The sequence below is a fragment of the Streptomyces sp. NPDC102270 genome, from assembly GCF_044766405.1.
Lineage (GTDB): Bacteria > Actinomycetota > Actinomycetes > Streptomycetales > Streptomycetaceae > Streptomyces.
Map to the genome: position 1 here is coordinate 412,587 of NZ_JBIWLX010000001.1, position 17,954 is coordinate 430,540.

Annotated in this window: 11 protein-coding genes; 5 read left to right on the plus strand and 6 right to left on the minus strand. The window is 70.8% G+C overall.

Annotated features, from left to right (window positions below; genetic code table 11):
* Window positions 1-250: 250 nt before the first annotated feature.
* Together ACIRP7_RS01790 and ACIRP7_RS01795 are read left to right on the plus strand one after the other, a co-directional pair.
* Window positions 251-2,047, plus strand: coding sequence for a glycoside hydrolase family 3 protein (locus ACIRP7_RS01790; protein ID WP_403652505.1), 1,797 nt, complete (start codon window positions 251-253; stop codon window positions 2,045-2,047).
* A 133-nt stretch (window positions 2,048-2,180) separates the two neighbouring features.
* Window positions 2,181-2,822, plus strand: coding sequence for a hypothetical protein (locus tag ACIRP7_RS01795; protein WP_403652507.1), 642 nt, complete (start codon window positions 2,181-2,183; stop codon window positions 2,820-2,822).
* Window positions 2,823-2,846: 24 nt separating this feature from the next.
* Here ACIRP7_RS01795 and ACIRP7_RS01800 read toward each other — a convergent pair whose 3' ends face one another.
* From ACIRP7_RS01800 to ACIRP7_RS01820, 5 genes are all read right to left on the minus strand, one after another.
* Window positions 2,847-4,286 (minus strand): S28 family serine protease, encoded by a 1,440-nt coding sequence (locus tag ACIRP7_RS01800; RefSeq protein ID WP_403652510.1) that lies wholly within the window; start codon window positions 4,284-4,286, stop codon window positions 2,847-2,849.
* 110 nt (window positions 4,287-4,396) lie between these two features.
* Window positions 4,397-4,786: a hypothetical protein gene (locus ACIRP7_RS01805; RefSeq protein ID WP_403652513.1), complete on the minus strand. Its 390-nt coding sequence runs from the start codon at window positions 4,784-4,786 to the stop codon at window positions 4,397-4,399.
* 73 nt (window positions 4,787-4,859) lie between these two features.
* A complete protein-coding gene (locus tag ACIRP7_RS01810; protein ID WP_403652516.1) occupies window positions 4,860-8,564 on the minus strand; it encodes an ABC transporter ATP-binding protein in 3,705 nt (1,234 codons plus the stop codon).
* 96 nt (window positions 8,565-8,660) lie between these two features.
* Window positions 8,661-9,692: an esterase-like activity of phytase family protein gene (locus ACIRP7_RS01815; RefSeq protein ID WP_403652518.1), complete on the minus strand. Its 1,032-nt coding sequence runs from the start codon at window positions 9,690-9,692 to the stop codon at window positions 8,661-8,663.
* Window positions 9,693-10,036: 344 nt separating this feature from the next.
* Window positions 10,037-10,879, minus strand: coding sequence for a serine hydrolase (locus ACIRP7_RS01820; RefSeq protein WP_403652520.1), 843 nt, complete (start codon window positions 10,877-10,879; stop codon window positions 10,037-10,039).
* A 143-nt stretch (window positions 10,880-11,022) separates the two neighbouring features.
* Between ACIRP7_RS01820 and ACIRP7_RS01825 the strand changes: the two genes are divergently transcribed.
* Window positions 11,023-13,266: a glycosyltransferase family 39 protein gene (locus ACIRP7_RS01825; protein ID WP_403652523.1), complete on the plus strand. Its 2,244-nt coding sequence runs from the start codon at window positions 11,023-11,025 to the stop codon at window positions 13,264-13,266.
* On the opposite strand, the gene ACIRP7_RS01830 is transcribed toward ACIRP7_RS01825, so the two are convergent.
* Window positions 13,263-14,894: an IS200/IS605 family accessory protein TnpB-related protein gene (locus ACIRP7_RS01830; RefSeq protein ID WP_403652526.1), complete on the minus strand. Its 1,632-nt coding sequence runs from the start codon at window positions 14,892-14,894 to the stop codon at window positions 13,263-13,265. The two genes, ACIRP7_RS01825 and ACIRP7_RS01830, sit on opposite strands and share 4 nt — an antisense overlap.
* Window positions 14,895-15,394: 500 nt before the next feature.
* Here ACIRP7_RS01830 and ACIRP7_RS01835 point away from each other — a divergent pair, with 500 nt between their 5' ends.
* Both ACIRP7_RS01835 and ACIRP7_RS01840 read left to right on the plus strand, forming a co-directional pair.
* A complete protein-coding gene (locus ACIRP7_RS01835; RefSeq protein ID WP_403652529.1) occupies window positions 15,395-16,894 on the plus strand; it encodes an FG-GAP and VCBS repeat-containing protein in 1,500 nt (499 codons plus the stop codon).
* Window positions 16,895-17,146: 252 nt separating this feature from the next.
* Complete coding sequence (locus tag ACIRP7_RS01840) at window positions 17,147-17,953, plus strand: endonuclease I family protein (RefSeq protein ID WP_403652532.1); 807 nt, start codon at window positions 17,147-17,149, stop codon at window positions 17,951-17,953.
* The last annotated feature ends 1 nt before the right edge of the window (window position 17,954 follow it).

Sequence of the window (17,954 nt, forward strand, 5' to 3'; positions counted from 1 at the left end):
CGTCCAACCCGCAAGCTGCCGGAGAGTCACCGCGGTACGGCGTCGGCCTCGCTGCTGGCTGCGAACGCTGACCAACCCTCTCCTCCGTACTGCGGCCGGCAGCACGCCGTCATCGGCGCGCCCCCCTCCAACTGCGCCGATGGCGGCCCCTCCCTGGTTACTGTGCACTCCCTTGACTGGCAGAAACTTCCCGGTTATTGGTGACTTCTCGGAAGTTTCCTTCAGCGGATCACCTCCGGAAGGAGCGCACGTGCCCTCCAGACGTACCGTCCTCGCCGCGACGGCAGGTGTCACCGCGGCCCTCGCCGTCAGCGGGGCCGCCCGCGCGGACGACCAGCAGCGCGACAGCAGGCTCCGCTCCCTCGTCTCCCGTATGACGCTCGAGGAGAAGGTCGGCCAGCTCTTCGTGATGCGGGTCTACGGCCACTCCGCCACCGCCCCCGACCAGGCCGACATCGACGCCAACCTCAAGGAGATCGGCGTCCGTACGGCCGCCGAGATGATCGCCAGGTACCGGGTGGGCGGAATCATCTACTTCACCTGGGCGCACAACACCCGCGATCCGCACCAGATCGCCGATCTGTCCAACGGCATCCAGAAGGCGTCCCTGTGGCAGCCGCGCGGACTGCCGGTCCTCATCTCGACCGACCAGGAGCACGGGATCGTCTGCCGGGTCGGTGAGCCCGCGACCCTCTTCCCGGGCGCGATGGCGATGGGTGCGGGTGGACCGCGGAAGGACGCCCGCACCCTCGGCCGGATCGCGGGGCAGGAACTGCGAGCCATCGGCATCCGGCAGAATTACTCGCCCGTCGCCGACGTCAACGTCAACCCGGCCAACCCGGTCATCGGCGTACGCTCCTTCGGTGCCGATCCTCAGGCAGTCGCCGGGCTCGTGGCCGCCGAGGTCGCCGGCTACCAGGGTGCCGGGGTCGCCGCGACCGCCAAGCACTTCCCGGGGCACGGGGACACCGCGGTCGACAGCCACTACGGCTTCCCGGTCATCACCCACAGCCGGGAGCTGTGGGAGAAGCTCGACGCCGTCCCCTTCCGGGCCGCGATCCGCGCCGGCATCGACTCGATCATGACCGCGCACATCCAGTTCCCGGCCCTCGACGCCTCCGGCGACCCGGCCACCCTCTCCCACCCGATCCTGACCGGCATCCTGCGCGGTGAACTCGGCTACGACGGGGTCGTGGTGACGGACTCCCTCGGCATGGAGGGCGTTCGCACGAAGTACGGCGACGACCGCGTCCCCGTCCTCGCCCTCAAGGCCGGTGTCGACCAGCTCCTCAACCCGCCCTCCCTGGACGTGGCGTGGAACGCAGTCCTGGGGGCCGTACGGGACGGTGAGCTCACCGAGGCGCGGCTGGACGAGTCGGTTCTGCGGATCCTGCGGCTCAAGGCCCGGCGGGGGCTGTTCGAGGAGCCGTACGTCAGCCAGGGCGGTGTCACCCGGACCGTCGGCACCCCGGCCCACCTCGCCGCGGCCGACCGGATCGCCGAGCGCACGACGACCCTGCTGGTCAACGAGCGGCGGCTGCTGCCCCTGTCCCGCCGCACCCACCGCAGGCTGCTCGTCGTGGGCGCCGACCCCGCCTCTCCGTCGGGTACGACGGGCCCGCCCACCGGCGTCCTCGCCGCCGCCCTGACCGCACTGGGCTTCACGGCCACCGCCCTGTCGACCGGTACGGCACCCACGGCGGCCGTCGTGGCCCGGGCCGTCGCCGCCGCACAGGATGCGGACGCGGTGATCGTGGGGACGTACAACATCACGGCCGCCCAGAAGACGCTCGTCGAGCAGCTCGTGGCGACCGGGAGGCCGGTCGTGGCGATCGCGATCCGCAATCCTTACGACGTGGCCCAACTGCCCACCGTGCCCGCCTACTTGGCGACCTACTCCTGGACCGACGTCGAACTGCGGGCGGCCGCGCGGGTGATCGCCGGGAGGGCGGCACCGCGCGGGCGGCTGCCGGTGCCGGTGCAACGGGCGGACGACCCCGCCAAGGTGCTGTACCCGGTCGGGTACGGGCTGTCGTACGGGCGATAGCGCTCGGGGCGTAGTTCCCGTACGACTCGCAACTCGTACATCACCCCCGAAAGGCGCAAAGGACCCCACATCTCTGGCGTGGCCCCGCCGCGACGGTCACGCTGGGCGGTGGGGGTAGTGCGGGGGGATTGCGATGCGCGACAGGTTTTTCACGGGGGTGGTGTACGTACTGGCGGCTCTGCTCGCCGCCCTGCTGACGGGGTGCACCCAGCCGGCGGCCGGCGGGGAGAGCGACGAGCAGACCGCCGCCAGGGCCTCGGTCTCGCCGTCCGCCACCCGGACCTCCGGGTTCGGCGCGGTGTTCCTCGCGGTGGACGAGTGCAGCTCCTTCGGCAAGACCAGTTTCACCGAGGTGCCCTGCACCAGCGAGCGGGCGGCGGCGCGGGTCGTGGCCCGGCACGACGGCACCACGGCCGACGGGCCGCCGTGCCCGGGGACCACCGACTTCGTGCTGCACATCAGTGAGCAGAGCCGGATCTCCGACGAGGACGGCGACGGGGCGGTGCCCCAGGGATACGCCTGTATGCGCAACCTGCAGCCACCGCATCCCGGCGACCCCGGCGGCGGGGGCGGACCGCGGACCATCGTCGGCGACTGTGTGTACGGCTCGGGCAGCGGTCAGGTCAGGGAGACCGCGTGCGACGGGCGGGGCGTGAGGAAACCGCAGTACAAGGTGGTGAAGGCGGTCGCCGAGCGGGCTCGGTGCCCGCTGTCGACGGCCTTGTACGTCCAGCTCGGCGGTCCTCAGCCGGTGGGCTGCGCCCGGCCGTTGTGAACCCGGCCGGGCGCGGCGAGCGGACTACGGACGCAGGGTGGGCTCGCGCTCCACGTCCCGTACGTCCAGCTGCCTGTCGAACTTCGCGAGTGGCTTGGCCTCGGTCACGGCCGTGGCCGGGACGCCGGCCCAGGCCAGGATCCTGGCCGTGGCGAACGCCTTCTGGTCGGCGACCAGACCGGCGACGTTCGCCCCGTGGTTCATGCCGGGTGCGGTGAACACGTACGCGTCCTTCGCCCCCTTGTCGACACGGAACCGCTCCGCGCCCCACGGGTCGTTCTGGCCGTAGACGTAGAGCATGTGGCGGGCGTTGTTCCGCACCCAGGTGTCCACGTCCCGCATCGCGTACGGCTGGAACCTGGTCGGGATGTCCCGCGGGACGAAGTTGCGCGGCGGCTGGTAGCCGTAGCGGATGTACTTCCTCTCGATGTGCGGGAACTTGATCGTCGGCGCGCCGAGCTGGGTGGCCGCCTGGTAGTAGTACGGCGTGTACGTCTCCAGGCCCTGGTCGGCGTAGGCGGAGAAGCCGGAGATGGTGTCGATGGAGTTCCAGATCTGGTCGTCGGTCGCGGTCTTGGCGTTCGGCGGGATCAGTTCGTCGTCACCGCAGTTGGCGAGCAGGTTGTACTGCCAGAAGCCCCAGACGTAGTCGAGGACGACGGCCTCGTAGGCCTTGTCGAGGCTGCCGACGGTGGTGAAGGTGAGGCCCTCGGTCGTCACGTACTCGGCGTACTTCTTCTCCAGGGGCTCGCGCCGGACCAGGGCCTCGCGCTGCACCGCGTTCAGCCGGTCGCGGCACTCCTTGGTGCCGACCTTCGCGAAGAAGCGGTCGTAGGCCGAGTCCTCGTTGTTCACCACGTCGTTGGGGGCGACGTAGGCGACGACGCCGTCCATGTCGCGCGGATAGAAGCGCTCGTAGTAGGTGGCCGTCATGCCGCCCTTGGAGCCGCCCGTGGAGATCCAGTTCTTCGAGTAGATCTTCTTCAGCGCCGTGAAGATGCGGTGCTGGTCGCTGGCTGCCTGCCAGATGTCCAGCTTGGTCCAGTCCGCCGGGGCGGGCCGGGAGGGCGTGAAGAAGCGGTACTCCATGGAGACCTGGTTGCCGTCCACGATCTGGGTCGGCTCGCTGCGACGGGGCGTGGTGGAGACGTTGTAGCCGCCGGTGTAGAACACCGTCGGCCGGCTGACGTCCTTGTGCAGCACGGTGATCCGCTGCTGGAACGTGCCCTTGGACGGGTGCCGGTGGTCGACCGGCTGGGTGTAGTTGAGCACGAAGAAGCGGTAACCGGTGTACGGCTTCTCCTCGATCAGGCTCATCCCCGGGACGGCGAGGAGCTGATCCTTGATGTCGGTGGTGGCACCGGTGCCGTGGGCCTCCGGCTCCGCGGCGGTGGCCGCGCCTGCCGTGCCGACCGTGCCTATGAGCACGGCCAGCGTGAGAAGCCATCTGAGCGCCTTGCGCATGCACCCTCCCCTGTAAGTACAGCTGTCCGCCGGACGCTAGCGGGGCAAGTCCGGTCGGCACCAGGGGAGATGGCGTCTTGATGGGGAAAACCCTGTGAGAAACCTGTGCCTCAGAGGCGGATCCAGCCGTCCGAGTCGTACGTGCCCCGGCCGACCTTGCCCTTCACCCACACCTTCCGCTGCCCGGCGTGCACGGTGACGGGGCCGGCCCGGTACTTGTACCGGCCCGCGTCCTCGACCGGCCGCAGCCCGTACGCCCGCAGGCTCACCTTCATGTACTGCCGGACCCCGGGGCGCTTGGGAAGCGTGACCGCGCACACGTAGCCGCGCCGCTTGTAGATCTCCACCGTGCCGGTGGAGAACGGCAACGACCTGACCTTGCGCCCCTCGCACGACGTGGCCGCGGCATGCGCATGCCCCGGCGCGGCGACCGCGAGCATCCCGGCCACCGCCATCACGGCCAGCCCCTCCGCCAGCCGCCGTATCGCTCCACTCTTCACTGCCGTCCCTCCCGCAGCTTTCGGGCGTACAGGTGTACGGACGCACAACGTATGTCGGACGGTTGCACGACCGTCAGCGAGACACCTCGACCGGCTCCCCTACGAACGTCCGCCACAACTCGGCGTACCGCCCCTCCAGCGCGAGCAGCTCGTCGTGGGTGCCGTCCTCGACGACGCGGCCGTGGGCCATGACCACGACCCGGTCGGCGCGGGCCGCCGTGGTCAGGCGGTGGGCCACGACGAGCGTCGTACGGCGGCCCGCGAGGCGGTCGGTGGCCTGGTTGACCTGGGCCTCGGTGGCGAGGTCGAGGGCTGCCGTGGCCTCGTCCAGGAGCAGGATGTCGGGGTCGACCAGCTCGGCGCGGGCCAGCGCGATCAGCTGGCGTTGGCCCGCCGAGAGGTTGCGGCCCCGCTCGGCGACCTCGTGGAGGTAGCCGCCCTCCAGTGTGGCGATCATCTCGTGGGCGCCGACCGCGCGGGCCGCCGCCTCGACCTCGGCGTCGGTGGCGTCGGGGCGGCCGTAGGCGATGGCGTCCCGGATCGTGCCCTGGAAGAGGTACGCCTCCTGCGGGACCACGCCGAGGCGGTGGCGGTAGGAGGTCAGGTCCAGGGCGCGCAGATCGGTGCCGTCGACCGTGACCCGGCCGCCCGTCGGGTCGTAGAACCGGGCCACCAGCTTGACCACGGTGGACTTGCCCGCGCCCGTCTCGCCGACGAACGCGACCGTCTGGCCGGCGGGGATCTTCAGGTCGATGCCGCCGAGGGCCTCCTCGTCGTCCCCGTACGCGAAGTGCACGTTCTCGAAGGCGACTTCGCCGCGCAGGGAGAGGACCTCCAGGGGCTCCTCGGCTGCCTTCGTGGACGTCGGCTCCTGGAGCAGTTCCTGGATGCGGCCCAGGGAGACGGTCGCCTGCTGGTAGCCGTCGAAGACCTGGGAGAGCTGCTGAACCGGGGCGAAGAACAGGTCGATGTAGAGGAGGTAGGCGACCAGCGCGCCGGTCGTCAGGGTCGCCGCGTCCACCCGGCCCGCGCCCGCGATCAGCACGGCGGCCGCGGCGACCGACGACAGCAGCTGTACGAAGGGGAAGTAGATCGAGATCAGCCACTGGCCCCGGATGCGGGCCTGGCGGTAACTGTCGCTGCGCTCGGCGAACAGCGCCCCGCCGTCCCGCTCGCGCCGGAACGCCTGCACGATCCGCAGCCCCGACACCGACTCCTGGAGGTCGGCGTTGACCAGCGAGACGCGTTCCCGGGCGAGTTCGTACGCCTTCACGCTCGCCTTGCGGAAGAAGTACGTGGCGATGATCAGCGGCGGCAGCGTCGCGAAGACGACCAGCGCCAGCTGTACGTCGAGCACCAGCAGGGCGCCCATGATGCCGAAGAAGGTGACGACCGAGACGAACGCCGTGACCAGGCCGGTCTGCAGGAAACTGGAGAGGGCGTCGACGTCCGTCGTCATCCTCGTCATGATCCGGCCCGTCAGCTCCCGCTCGTAGTAGTCGAGTCCGAGCCGCTGGAGCTGGGCGAAGATCTTCAGGCGCAGGGAGTACAGGACCCGTTCGCCGGTGCGTCCGGTCATCCGGGTCTCGCCGATCTGGGCCGCCCACTGGACGAGGACCGAGAGCAGGGCGAGCAGGGTCGCCGTCCAGACCGCGCCCATGGCCATCCGCGAGACACCGTCGTCGATGCCGTGCCGGATCATCACCGGCAGCAGCAGGCCCATGCCCGCGTCCACGGCGACCAGGCCCAGGCTGATCAGCAGCGGGCGTCCGAAGCCGCGCAGCAGCCGCCGCAGACCGTACGACTCCTCGGGCGTGACCGCGCGTGCCTCGTCGATGTCCGGGGTGTCCGTCGCCGGGGGCAACGCGTCGACCTCGGCGAGGAGTTCGGGGGTGGCCGGGGTGCCGGCCAAGGCGGTGTCCTTGCGCTCGCGGTCGCCGGTCCACAGGCGGGGGGTGACTCCGCGCTCGGCGTCGAACTCGGCGTCCAGCTCGTCGCGTACGGAGGTGTCCTCCTGTACGGCGGCCGGCCGGGCGTGGCCCGGGGAGACGCCGCCGAGGCCGTCGGGGTCGGTGAGCAGACGGCGGTAGAGGGCGGAGCGCTGCTCCAGTTCCTCGTGGGTGCCCACGTCGGCGAGGCGGCCGTCGTCCAGGACGGCGATGCGGTCGGCGAGGTTCAGGGTGGAGCGGCGGTGGGCGATGAGGAGGGTGGTGCGGCCCTCCATGACCTGCTTGAGCGCTTCGTGGATCTCGTGCTCGACCTGGGCGTCCACGGCGGAGGTGGCGTCGTCGAGGACGAGCAGGCGCGGGTCGGTGAGGATCGCCCGGGCGAGCGCGACGCGCTGGCGCTGGCCGCCGGAGAGGGTGAGGCCGTGCTCGCCGACCTTGGTGTCGTAGCCCTCGGGCAGGTCGGCGATGAAACGGTCCGCCTGGGCGGCGCGGGCGGCCTTCTCGACCTCCTCCCGCGTGGCGTCGGGGCGGCCGTACGCGATGTTGTTGCGGACCGTGTCCGAGAAGAGGAAGGAGTCCTCGGGGACCAGGCCGATCGCGGCCCGCAGGGAGTCGAGGGTCAGCTCGCGGACGTCGTGGCCGCCGATGAGGACGGCGCCGTGGGTGACGTCGTAGAAGCGCGGGAGCAGGAGCGAGACCGTGGACTTGCCCGAGCCGGAGGAGCCGACGACCGCGAGGGTCTCGCCGGCGCGGATCTCGAAGCTGAGCCCGTCGAGAACCGGGCGCTGGTCGTCGTAGCCGAAGGACACCTCGTCGAACTCGACGGTGGCCGGCGCGTCGGCGGGGAGCTCCTTGGTGCCGTCCTTCAGGTACGGCTCGGTGTCGATCAGCTCCAGGACGCGCTCGGTGCCGGCGCGGGCCTGCTGGCCGACCGTGAGGACCATGGCGAGCATGCGGACCGGGCCGACGAGCTGGGCGAGGTAGGTGGAGAAGGCGACGAAGGTGCCCAGCGTGATGTGACCGCGGACGGCGAGCCAGCCGCCGACGGCCAGCATCGCGACCTGGCCGAGGGCGGGCACGGCCTGGAGGGCGGGGGTGTACTTCGAGTTGAAGCGGATCGTGCGCAGCCGGCCCGCGTACAGGCGGCGGCCGACCTCCCGGAGCTTGCCGGTCTCCTGGTCCTCCTGGCCGAAGCCCTTCACCACGCGGACGCCGCTGACCGCGCCGTCGACCACGCCCGCGACGGCGGCGGCCTGGGCCTGGGCGTACCAGGTGGCGGGGTGCAGCTTGGAGCGGGAGCGCTTCGCGATCCACCACAGGGCCGGGGCCACCGCCAGGGCGACCAGGGTGAGCGGGATCGACAGCCAGGCCATCACGACCAGGGAGATCACGAAGAGGGCGAAGTTGCCGATCGTCATGGGCAGCATGAAGAGCAGGCCCTGGATCAGCTGGAGGTCGCTGGTGGCCCGGCCGACGACCTGGCCGGTGGACAGCTCGTCCTGGCGGCGGCCGTCGAGACGGGTGATCGTGCCGAACATCTCCGTGCGCAGGTCGTGCTGGACGTCGAGAGCGAGACGGCCGCCGTAGTAGCGGCGGACGTAGGTGAAGGCGTAGACGACGAGCGCCGCGACGATCAGGGCGCCGGCCCAGGGGGCCATGTCCCTGGTGTGATCGCCGATGACGTCGTCGATGATCACCTTGGTGATCAGGGGGACGAGCGCCATGACGGCCATGCCTCCGAGGGAGGAGCCGAGAGCGAGGACGACGTCCTTCGGGTAGCGCCAGGCGTACCCGGCCAGTCGTCGTGCCCAGCCCCGTTGCGGTTCCACGCGGTGCCCTCCGGTGTGTCTGTCGGTCGTCCTGATCTACCGGAAGCACCAACGCCGAAGTAAGCGGATTTCATCCCTCCGCAATATTCCCGAGGGTCAGACCCGCACGCCGAGGTAGTAGAACCGCGTCGTCTGCACCGCGTTCTGGTTGTCGTCGCTCACCAGCAGCACCTTGAGGCGGCCCTTGTCGTGGCCGGTGATCGCCATGCCCTCGATGTTGTCGAGGAGGGGGTTCGGCTGGGGCTGCTTGGCCGTCGCACCCAGGGTCGGGCAGCTCGCGATGTCCGTGAGCAGGGTCTTTTTGATCAGGCGTACGCCGGACCGGCCGGTCAGGTTCTCGACGCCGCTCGTGTCCGTCGCGTGGCGGGGGTCGGCCAGGTAGAGGCGGACCGTGTTGCCGACGCCGGAGGTGAAGCCGCGTTCCAGGACGAGGAGGCGGCCGTCGGGGAGGGCCTGGACCTCGGGGACGCCGAGGAATGAGGCGTCGGTGCGGTAGGCGTACTGGGCCCCTGGCCTCCAGCCCTTTCCGGGCCGCTGCCGCTGCCAGGTCTGGAAGCGGACGATGCCGGCCGTGTCGCCGGAGAGCGCGTACTCCATGGAGGCGAGCAGGGTGCGGCCGCCGTTCATGAGGGTCAGGCCCTCGAAGGTCTGGTTCGAGGTGGCGCGGCCCGCCGGGGCGACCTGGAGGGAGGCCGGGACGGGGAGGCGGTCGAGGATCGTGCCGTCCGCGCCGTAGCGGCGGATCGACGGCTCGGTCTCCGAGGTGATCAGCCGGGTGCCGTCCTTCTCGATCGCCAGGCCCTCGGAGTCCAGCGCGGCGCCGTTCTCGTCGGCGAGCGGGACGACCGACCTCGGCGCCAGGGTCCTCGCGTCCAGGGAGAACAGCGAGGAGCGGTCCGAGAGGGCGGCCAGGGAGCCGTCCCGGTCCACCGCGAGTGCGGAGAGGTTGCCGACGAAGGTGCCGTCGTACGTCGTCTTGTCGAGCGCGTCGGAGAAGCGGTCGAGGGAGACGGACGGGGAGCAGGCGTGGCTCACCGGCGAGGCGGCCTGCGCCGGGCCTGTGGCCGTGAGGCAGGCCGCCGCCGCCAGGGCCGCGGTGGTGGTCGCGAGTACGGTTCTCAGCTGCATGGGCGTCACCGTAGGACGGGCCGGTGACGTGCGGGAGTCCGTGTCATGAAGGACCGCTCGCCGCGTCCGGATCCGCACCACGGCCCGAGGCCGCTCGCCGCACCCAAACCCGCACCACGGCCCGAGGCCGCTCGCCGCACCCAAACCCGCACCACGGCCCGAGGCCGCTCGCCGCGTCCGGACCCGCACCACGCCCGAGGCCGCTCGCCGCGTCCGGACCCGCACCACGCCCGAGGCCGCTCGCCGCACCCAAACCCGCACCACGGCCCGAGGCCGCTCGCCGCTCGCCGCTGCACAAGCGCCACGACAGGACGGCACCGTGACGCCCGGGAGTCCGGCAGGCGTCAGCTCGCCGCGAGATCCCGGTGGATGACCTTGGCGACACCCTGGATCGTGGTGATGCCGTAGTTCATGGAGCTGTTGCCGTGCGTGAGCACCGTGATCATGTAGTCGTGGCCGCCGCCCTTGAAGGTGCCGACGCTGTGCACCCGCCAGCCGTGCGTGGAGCGCTGGAGCCAGCCGTTCTTGACGTGCCAGGCGATGCCCGACCCGGCGCCGTACGGTGTCCCCCAGCGCTGCGAGGAGATGACCTGGCCCATCAGCTTCAGGATGTAGGCACGCGCGTTGTCGCTCAGGACCGTGTTGCTCGCGGTGACCAGCTTGAGCAGCTTCTGCTCGTCGGTGACGGTGATCTGGGTCAGGCCCCAGTAACCGTTCGCCCCCGGCTTGGTCTGGGTCATGCCGGCCGCGGTGAGGAAGCCCTTGATCTTGGTCAGGCCGAGCTGACGCCACAGCTTGCTGGTCGCGTCGTTGTCCGACTTGGTGATCATGGCCTTGGCGAGGGTGTTCTCACGGTCGGTCAGATACCGGTTGTGCTTCTTCGCGTCCCACAGCAGCGTGGCGAGGACGGTCACCTTGACCACGCTCGCCGAGTCGTAAGCGGTGGAGGAGCGCAGGGTGCAGGTGGTCTTGGTCGTACGGTCGTAGAGGCCCACGGCGACGGTGCCGGAGCGGTTGGAGAGGGCGGACGTGATGTCCCGCTTGAGTTTGTCGGCGAGGCCCGCCTTGGCGGACGTGCAGCTGACGGCCGGTGCGGTCGCGGCGGCGGCCGGCGTGGCGACGGCGACGCACGCGGCCAGCGCGCCCGCCGCGATCCATTTCCTGTGTCTGAATATCCCCCGTGTCATGCCCTGTTGACTCTCGGCCGGGGGCGAATGGTTGTACGCATGGGGAATGGTTGTGCGAGTCGTTACCCAACCCGTGGCTTTTTCACAGGATGGCGCCAGCTACGTCACAGCCCTCACCCAACCGCCCTTCGCACGATGCCCGGGTGACATCTGCCACCGATCCCCACGCCCACGCCGAGACCGTGTCCGCCGACTGGCCTCCCCCGGCCCCGCCCGCGGCTCCCCCGGACAAGGCCCCACGCTGGTCGCTGCCCGTCCTGCTCGCGATCCTGGTCCTGGCCGGCGTCCTGTACGGCTGGAACCTGAGCGGAAACAGCCTCAACAGCTTCTACAGCGCCGCGATCTACAGCGGTACGCAGAGCTGGAAGGCCTGGTTCTTCGGCTCGCTCGACGCGGGGAACTTCCTCACCGTCGACAAGCCGCCCTTCGCACTGATGATCATGGGTCTGTCGTGCCGGGTCTTCGGCTTCGGCACCTGGCAGATGATGGCGCCCGAGATCGCGGCCGCCCTCGGCACCATCTGGATCCTGCACGCCTCCGTGAAGCGGGTGTTCGGGCACATGGCGGCCGCGATCGCCGCGCTCGTCCTCGCGCTGACCCCCATCACCGTCGCGATCGACCGGGACAACAACCCCGACACCGTCCTCGTCCTGCTCATGGTCGGCGGCGCGGCCCTCGCCCTGCGCGCGGTGCGCACCGACAGGCTGCTGCCGCTGATCGGCTCGGCGGTCCTGTTCGGGCTCGCCTTCAACACCAAAATGCTCCAGGGCTACATCGCCCTGCCGGCCGTCTTCGCGGTGTACGTGTACGCGTCGCGGCTCGGCTGGCGGAAGAAGGCCGTCAACCTGGCCCTCGCGTCGGTGGCGTTGGCCGTCTCCAGCTTCTGGTGGGCGACGGCGGTGTCCCTCGTCCCGGCCGACGACCGGCCCTACATCGGCGGTTCGACCGACGGCTCCGCCTGGGACCTGATCATGGGCTACAACGGCCTGGGCCGGGTCCTCGGCGGCGAGGGCAACGGCGGTGGCGGTGGGGGCGGCGGTGGCGGTACCTTCGCCGGTACCGCGGGCATCGGCCGGATGTTCAACGACATCCTCGGCGGCCAGATCTCCTGGCTGATCCCCTTCGCGTTCCTCGCGCTCGTCGCCGGCCTGGTGCTGTGCGGCCGGGCCCCGCGCACCGACATGACACGGGCCGCGCTCGTCCTGTGGGGCGGCTGGCTGGTGCTGCACTACCTGACCTTCGCGATGGCCGAGGGCACCATGCACCCGTACTACACGACCGCGCTCGCCCCCGGCATCGCGGCGCTGACCGGCGCGGGCGGCGTCATGCTGTGGCGTGCCTTCCGCGGCGGTGACGCCCGCTGGTCCTGGGTGCTGCCGGCCGGGCTCGCGGTCACCGGAATCTGGGCGATCGTGCTGCTGCGCCGGGCCACCGGCTGGAACACGTGGCTGTGGCCGGTCGTCGGCGTCCTCATGGTCCTGGCGATCGTGGGCCTGTTCGTCTTCCGTACGGCGGGCTCGGGGACGCGGCTGCGGCTGCTCGGGGTGTCCGTCGCGGCGGCGGTCGTGGCGGCCCTCGCGGGCCCGACGGCGTACGCCGCCTCACCGGCCCTCTCCTCCGCCTCCGGCGGCATGGGCGGCACCAACCCGACGGCGGGTCCGTCGACCGGGGGCGGCATGGGCGGTCCGGGGGGCGGTGGCGGCCGGGGCGGCTTCGGCGGCGGCAACGGCGGTCCCGGCGGCGGGATGCCGGGCGGCACCCAGCAGGGCAGCGGCCAGGCGGGCGGGGAGCTCCCCGGCGGCAACGGCGGCAACGGCAATGCCGGCGATGGCGGCGATGGCGGCGGCCAGATGCAGCCCGGCGGCGGCACCGGTGAGCTCCCGCAGGGCGGGGCGCCGGGCGGCACGAACGGGGAACTCCCGGGCGGCGACACGGCTCCCGGCGCGACCGGCGGCACGACCGGTCGGCCCGGCGCAGGCTTGGGCGGTGGCGGCATGGGAGGCAGCGTCGACAGCGCGCTGATCTCGTACCTGGAGAAGCACCAGGACGGCGCCAAGTGGCTGCTGGCGGTGTCCAATTCGCAGGGTGCCGGCCAGCTGATCCTCAGCACGCACAAGCCCGTCATCTCCATGTGGGGCTTCACCGGCACCGACCAGGCGATGACCCTCGCCAGGCTCGAGGAGCTGGTGAAGAAGGGCGAGTTGCACTACATCCAGCTCGGCGGCGGGGGCATGGGCGGCAACAGCACCCTCAGCCAGGAGATCACCAGCTGGGTGCAGAAGAACGGCACGGCGGTGAAGGAGAGCGACTACAGCACGGGCAGCTCTTCTTCGCAGAGCAGCCAGTCGAACAGCACCTCGACGATCTACCGGCTGGACCGTTCCTAATCAGTGAGCAGGAGTGAGTCTTGGACCCATATCTGGTCACTGCGGATATCCCGAACGGTGTTGGATGTCCTGGTCGCCCGCTTTCGCTCCGTGTCCGGTGACACGAATCGTGTCCGTGGTCCGGGGATACGGGGGCGGGTTTCCTCACGCCGACGAATCTCCGGTCGGGCCTGGACGGTCCGATGCCCCGCACCATCACTCTGGTGGGGCGGGGGCGGTGCCGTCCGTCGCCGGATCGGATGCCCGAGGGCGCGTCGCCCGACCGCGATGCTCGCCGCATCGTGCCGGGAAATCTTGCGGGTTGTCGTGGTGAGAGGCTGCTGCCAGTGCTGGGCGCCCCAGCGGCTGGTGTAGGCGGGGTCGACTGCCACGATCGCGATGTTCTGTTCGGCGGCCATCGAGACGAGGCGGGCTTTCAACTTCGCGGTGGGGAAGCGGGAGAGGAGGCGGCGGAAACGCTTATTGCGGCCATGCTTCTCGCGGCTGATGCCCTCGGTGAAGTCGAGGTCCTCGATGGCGATCGCGGCGGCCCCGCAACGCCGGGCGTGGTGCAGGAGCCTGGTCAGGGCGTGCCGGATCTGCGCGTCGCGGTGCTGGGTGCTGGCGGTGAGGTCGTAGAAGAACCGTTGTGGTTCGCCGACCGGGTTGCCGTGCACATCCAACTGCCAGGCGGCGAGGTGGTCGTCGTTCATGTCCACCCCCACCACTCCCCGCGCCAGCGCCGCCTGAAGCGGCAGGACCGGGGCGGCGGCGCGCTGCCAGGAGGCGGTCACATACCAGCGGCCGCGTGCCGGGTCGTGGTGGATGCGGTAGGCCACCGCCCGGTTCTCTGTGATCCGGTCCAGCCACTCCTGGCCCCGGTGCCGGAACTCCACCGGCGCGTCAAGGACGTAGCGGCCGTGCGGGGCGTTGGCCAGGTGGACCAGCGGAGCGGGGAGCTTGAGGGAGACTTGGCCGGTGTCGGTGACGCGGATCGTCTCGTTGCCGAAGCGTTTGCCGGACTCCCCGTCTGCGGCCAGGAACATCCGCTCCGCCCGCCACCGCTGCCGCCACGCGTGCTCGTCCAGGCCAGCCGCTTGCAGGTGGTGGCGGGTGTTCGCGAGGCGTTTGCCACCACGCACCACACGCACCCGGCCCGCCGCCCAGTCCGCCTCCACCACCGCCAGCCGGGCCTTCAGCGTCTGCAGACGGCGGGACTTGGCGTGCCACTCGCCCCGCGAGGCATACCCGCGCACCAGCCCCGCGCGCTTGTCGGCCCTGGCCCCCAAGGGCCGAGCCAGCCGCGCCCCGATCGAGGTGACCTGCCCGCGCAGCCACGCCATGTGGGCGGCCTGCCCACGCCGGGCCAGCGCCCACTGATCATGCGTGGCCTTGGTGATACTGCCCGCCCAGCGCGCCGACGACCTCCCCGTCAGCTCCCGCTTGCGCACCGCCCACCCCGCGGCATCATGAGCCCGCCCCTGCCGGGACCGCTCCGCGAGATCCCCGGCCGCCAGCGACCCCAAGTAGACACCGACCTCGGTGAGCACCGCCGCGTCCGCATCCGACACCCGCAGCCGGTCCCGGATCGCCACTCCGGCCGGGCCGGGCACCACGAACGACGCCGCGACCTCCCGCAGTGCGCCCACTCGTACACCCCGCCCTCTGCCGAAGATCCTCGTCCACGGCAGTCAACGAGCAGCCGCCACAAAGGTCACCCATTCGACCTGCGAACCCCCGTTCCCTCCCGAAACCGCAGGCAGCACACCCCGTCGGCAGACCCTCTTGTCGCGCAGATGAACCACCGCATCCAGTACAGGCACTCACCCACGATCACCAGAAGTCACTTCTGCTAAGTGCAGCAGCAACAGTTCCCGACCCCTCGGACGTCGGCTGACCACCACACCGGCTGTCCGCCCTACGACGATGTCCCGCGCTCTTCCGGAAAGGGCGTGGGACATCGTCGTACGCCCGACCGGCGGCGGTGCAGAGCCATCGGTGTCCCGTACAACCCTTGGGCCCCACCAGAAGTCTCCTGATCGCCAACCGCCCGTGTCCCGCAGGACAACACCAGGCAAACACGGACGGTCCGCACCCCATCGACGCGGATGCCCGCAGGTATCCCCCGCATGCAGCAGGAGAATCCCGCATGCACCAGAAGCACCTCCCGCACCTCAGACTCGCCCTCGCGACGGCCGCCGCGGCCGCGCTGACGGGCGGTCTGCTCATGGTCTCGGCGACGACGGCCACCGCCGCCGACTCGTTCAAGGTCGCCAAGGCCGACTTCAACGGCGACGGCGTCGGCGACGTCCTGGCCACGGCCGCCACCGCCTCCGTCAGCGGGCACGCCAACGCCGGCCAGGTCGTCGCCCTCTACGGCAGCACCGGCTCCGGCGTGACCTCGGCCAAGCGCACGGTCCTCAGCCAGAACTCCGGCACCGTGCCCGGCAACGCCGAGACCGGAGACCTGTTCGGCGGCGCGACGGCCTACGCCGACTTCAACGGCGACGGTTACGACGACGTCGCCGTGGCCTCGCCGTACGAGAAGGTCGGCACCGACACCGACGGCGGCGCCCTCGCGATCCTGTGGGGCTCGGCGAGCGGCCTCACCGGCAAGGCCGGCGACGTACCCGACCCGGCCGTCTCCTCGCACGACAACTGGGGCCTGTCCCTGGCCGCCGGTGACTTCGACGGCGACGGCAAGGCCGACCTGGCCGTCGGCAACTCCTCCGCCACCCTCTACGTCTACAAGGGCGGCTTCAGCAGCTCCACCGGCCTGCCCGGCGGCCGCTACACCATCAAGCCGCCGATCATGCCCGGCTCGTCCGGCTTCCCCTACGGCCCCGAGCAGCTCACCGCCGGCGACGTGAACGGCGACGGCCGCACCGACCTGGTGGTCGACGGTTACGAGACGCAGACGGACAACGGCTGGAACACCAACTACTGGGTGCCGGGCACCGCGAGCGGTCTGAGCGTCGCCGGCGTCAAGACCCTCAAGCCGGGCATCGTCACCGGCATCGGCGACATCAACGGCGACGGCTACGGCGACATCGTCACCGGCGCCGGCTGGGACGCCACCTCCGGCGACGGCCGGACCATCCCGGACTCCGCGAACGGCGGCAAGGTCAGCATCACCTACGGTTCCGCGTCCGGCCCTGCCTCGACCACCGGCATCACCCAGAACACCGGGAACGTCCCCGGCAGTTCGGAGAAGGGTGACGCCTTCGGCTGGGACCTGGACCTGGGCGACGTCAACGGCGACGGCTACCAGGACCTGGTCGTCTCCACCCCGAACGAGGACCTCGGCAGCGTCACCAACGCCGGCATGGTCACCGTCATGTACGGCTCCGCGAGCGGCATCAACACCTCCACCGGCCTGCAGTCCTTCGCGCAGAGCACGGCGGGCGTCCCCGGCACCGACGAGAAGAGCGACCTGTTCGGCGCCGACGTCAAGCTCGACGACGTCAACGGCGACGGCAGGGCCGACCTGGTCATCGGATCGTACGAGGACGGCGGCGACGGAGCGGTGACGTACCTGCCCTCCACCGGCACGAAGATCGGCACGACCGGCGCCCGCGCCCTGTCGGTGACCGCGGTGGGCGTCTCCACCTCGGGCTCCGCCCAGTTCGGCGCGCTCTTCGCCGACTAGGCACTGCCTCACGTTGGCGCGGACGGCGCCGTACGGCACCTGCGCGGCGCCGTCCTGTTCCCCTGAACCTCTCGCGAACGGCCCCCGATCACGTCGCCGGGGGCCGTTCGGCGTGTCAACTCGCGGAGACACGGCCCGATTTGCCGTTTCGGGTCACCCAATGGACACGTGCCATCCATTTACACGGCCGCATGTCCATGTCACGCTCCCATCTGCCGCCTCCATTCAACCCGCGTAGATGGGACCCCCTTTATGCTGGCGACACGCATCCGCAGCTGGAAGTCGGTGGCGCTCACCACCGCCGCCGTGCTGGTCGGGCTCGCCGCCCCGGTCGTGACCACGACCCCGGCCGCCGCCACGACGACCGCGTACGACGCGACGTACTACAAGAGCGCGGTCGGCAAGACGGGCACGAGCCTGAAGTCCTCCCTGCACACGATCATCAGCGCCAACGTCTCGAAGATCTCGTACTCCGCGGTGTGGGACGCGCTCAAGGTCACCGACCAGGACCCGAACAACAGCAGCAACGTGATCCTGCTGTACAGCGGCGTCTCCCGCAGCAAGTCCCTCAACGGCGGCGACACGGGCGACTGGAACCGTGAGCACGTATGGGCCAAGTCCCACGGCGACTTCGGCGAGGTGACCGGGCCCGGCACCGACCTGCACCACCTGCGCCCCGCGGACGTCCAGGTCAACAGCATCCGCGGCAACCTCGACTTCGACAACGGCGGCAGCGCCGTCACCAACGGCGGCGGCAGCACCGTGGACTCCGACTCCTTCGCGCCGCGCGCCGCGGACCGGGGCGACGTGGCCCGCATGATCCTCTACATGGCCGTGCGCTACGACGGCGGCGACGGCTTCGCCGACCTGGAGCCCAACGAGAAGGTCGGCAACGGCTCCAACCCGTACATCGGCAAGCTCTCCGTCCTCAAGGCGTGGAACGAGGCGGACCCGCCGAGCGCCTTCGAGGAGAAGCGCAACCAGGTCATCTACGACACCTACCAGCACAACCGCAACCCGTTCATCGACCACCCGGAGTGGGTCGAGGCGATCTGGTAGG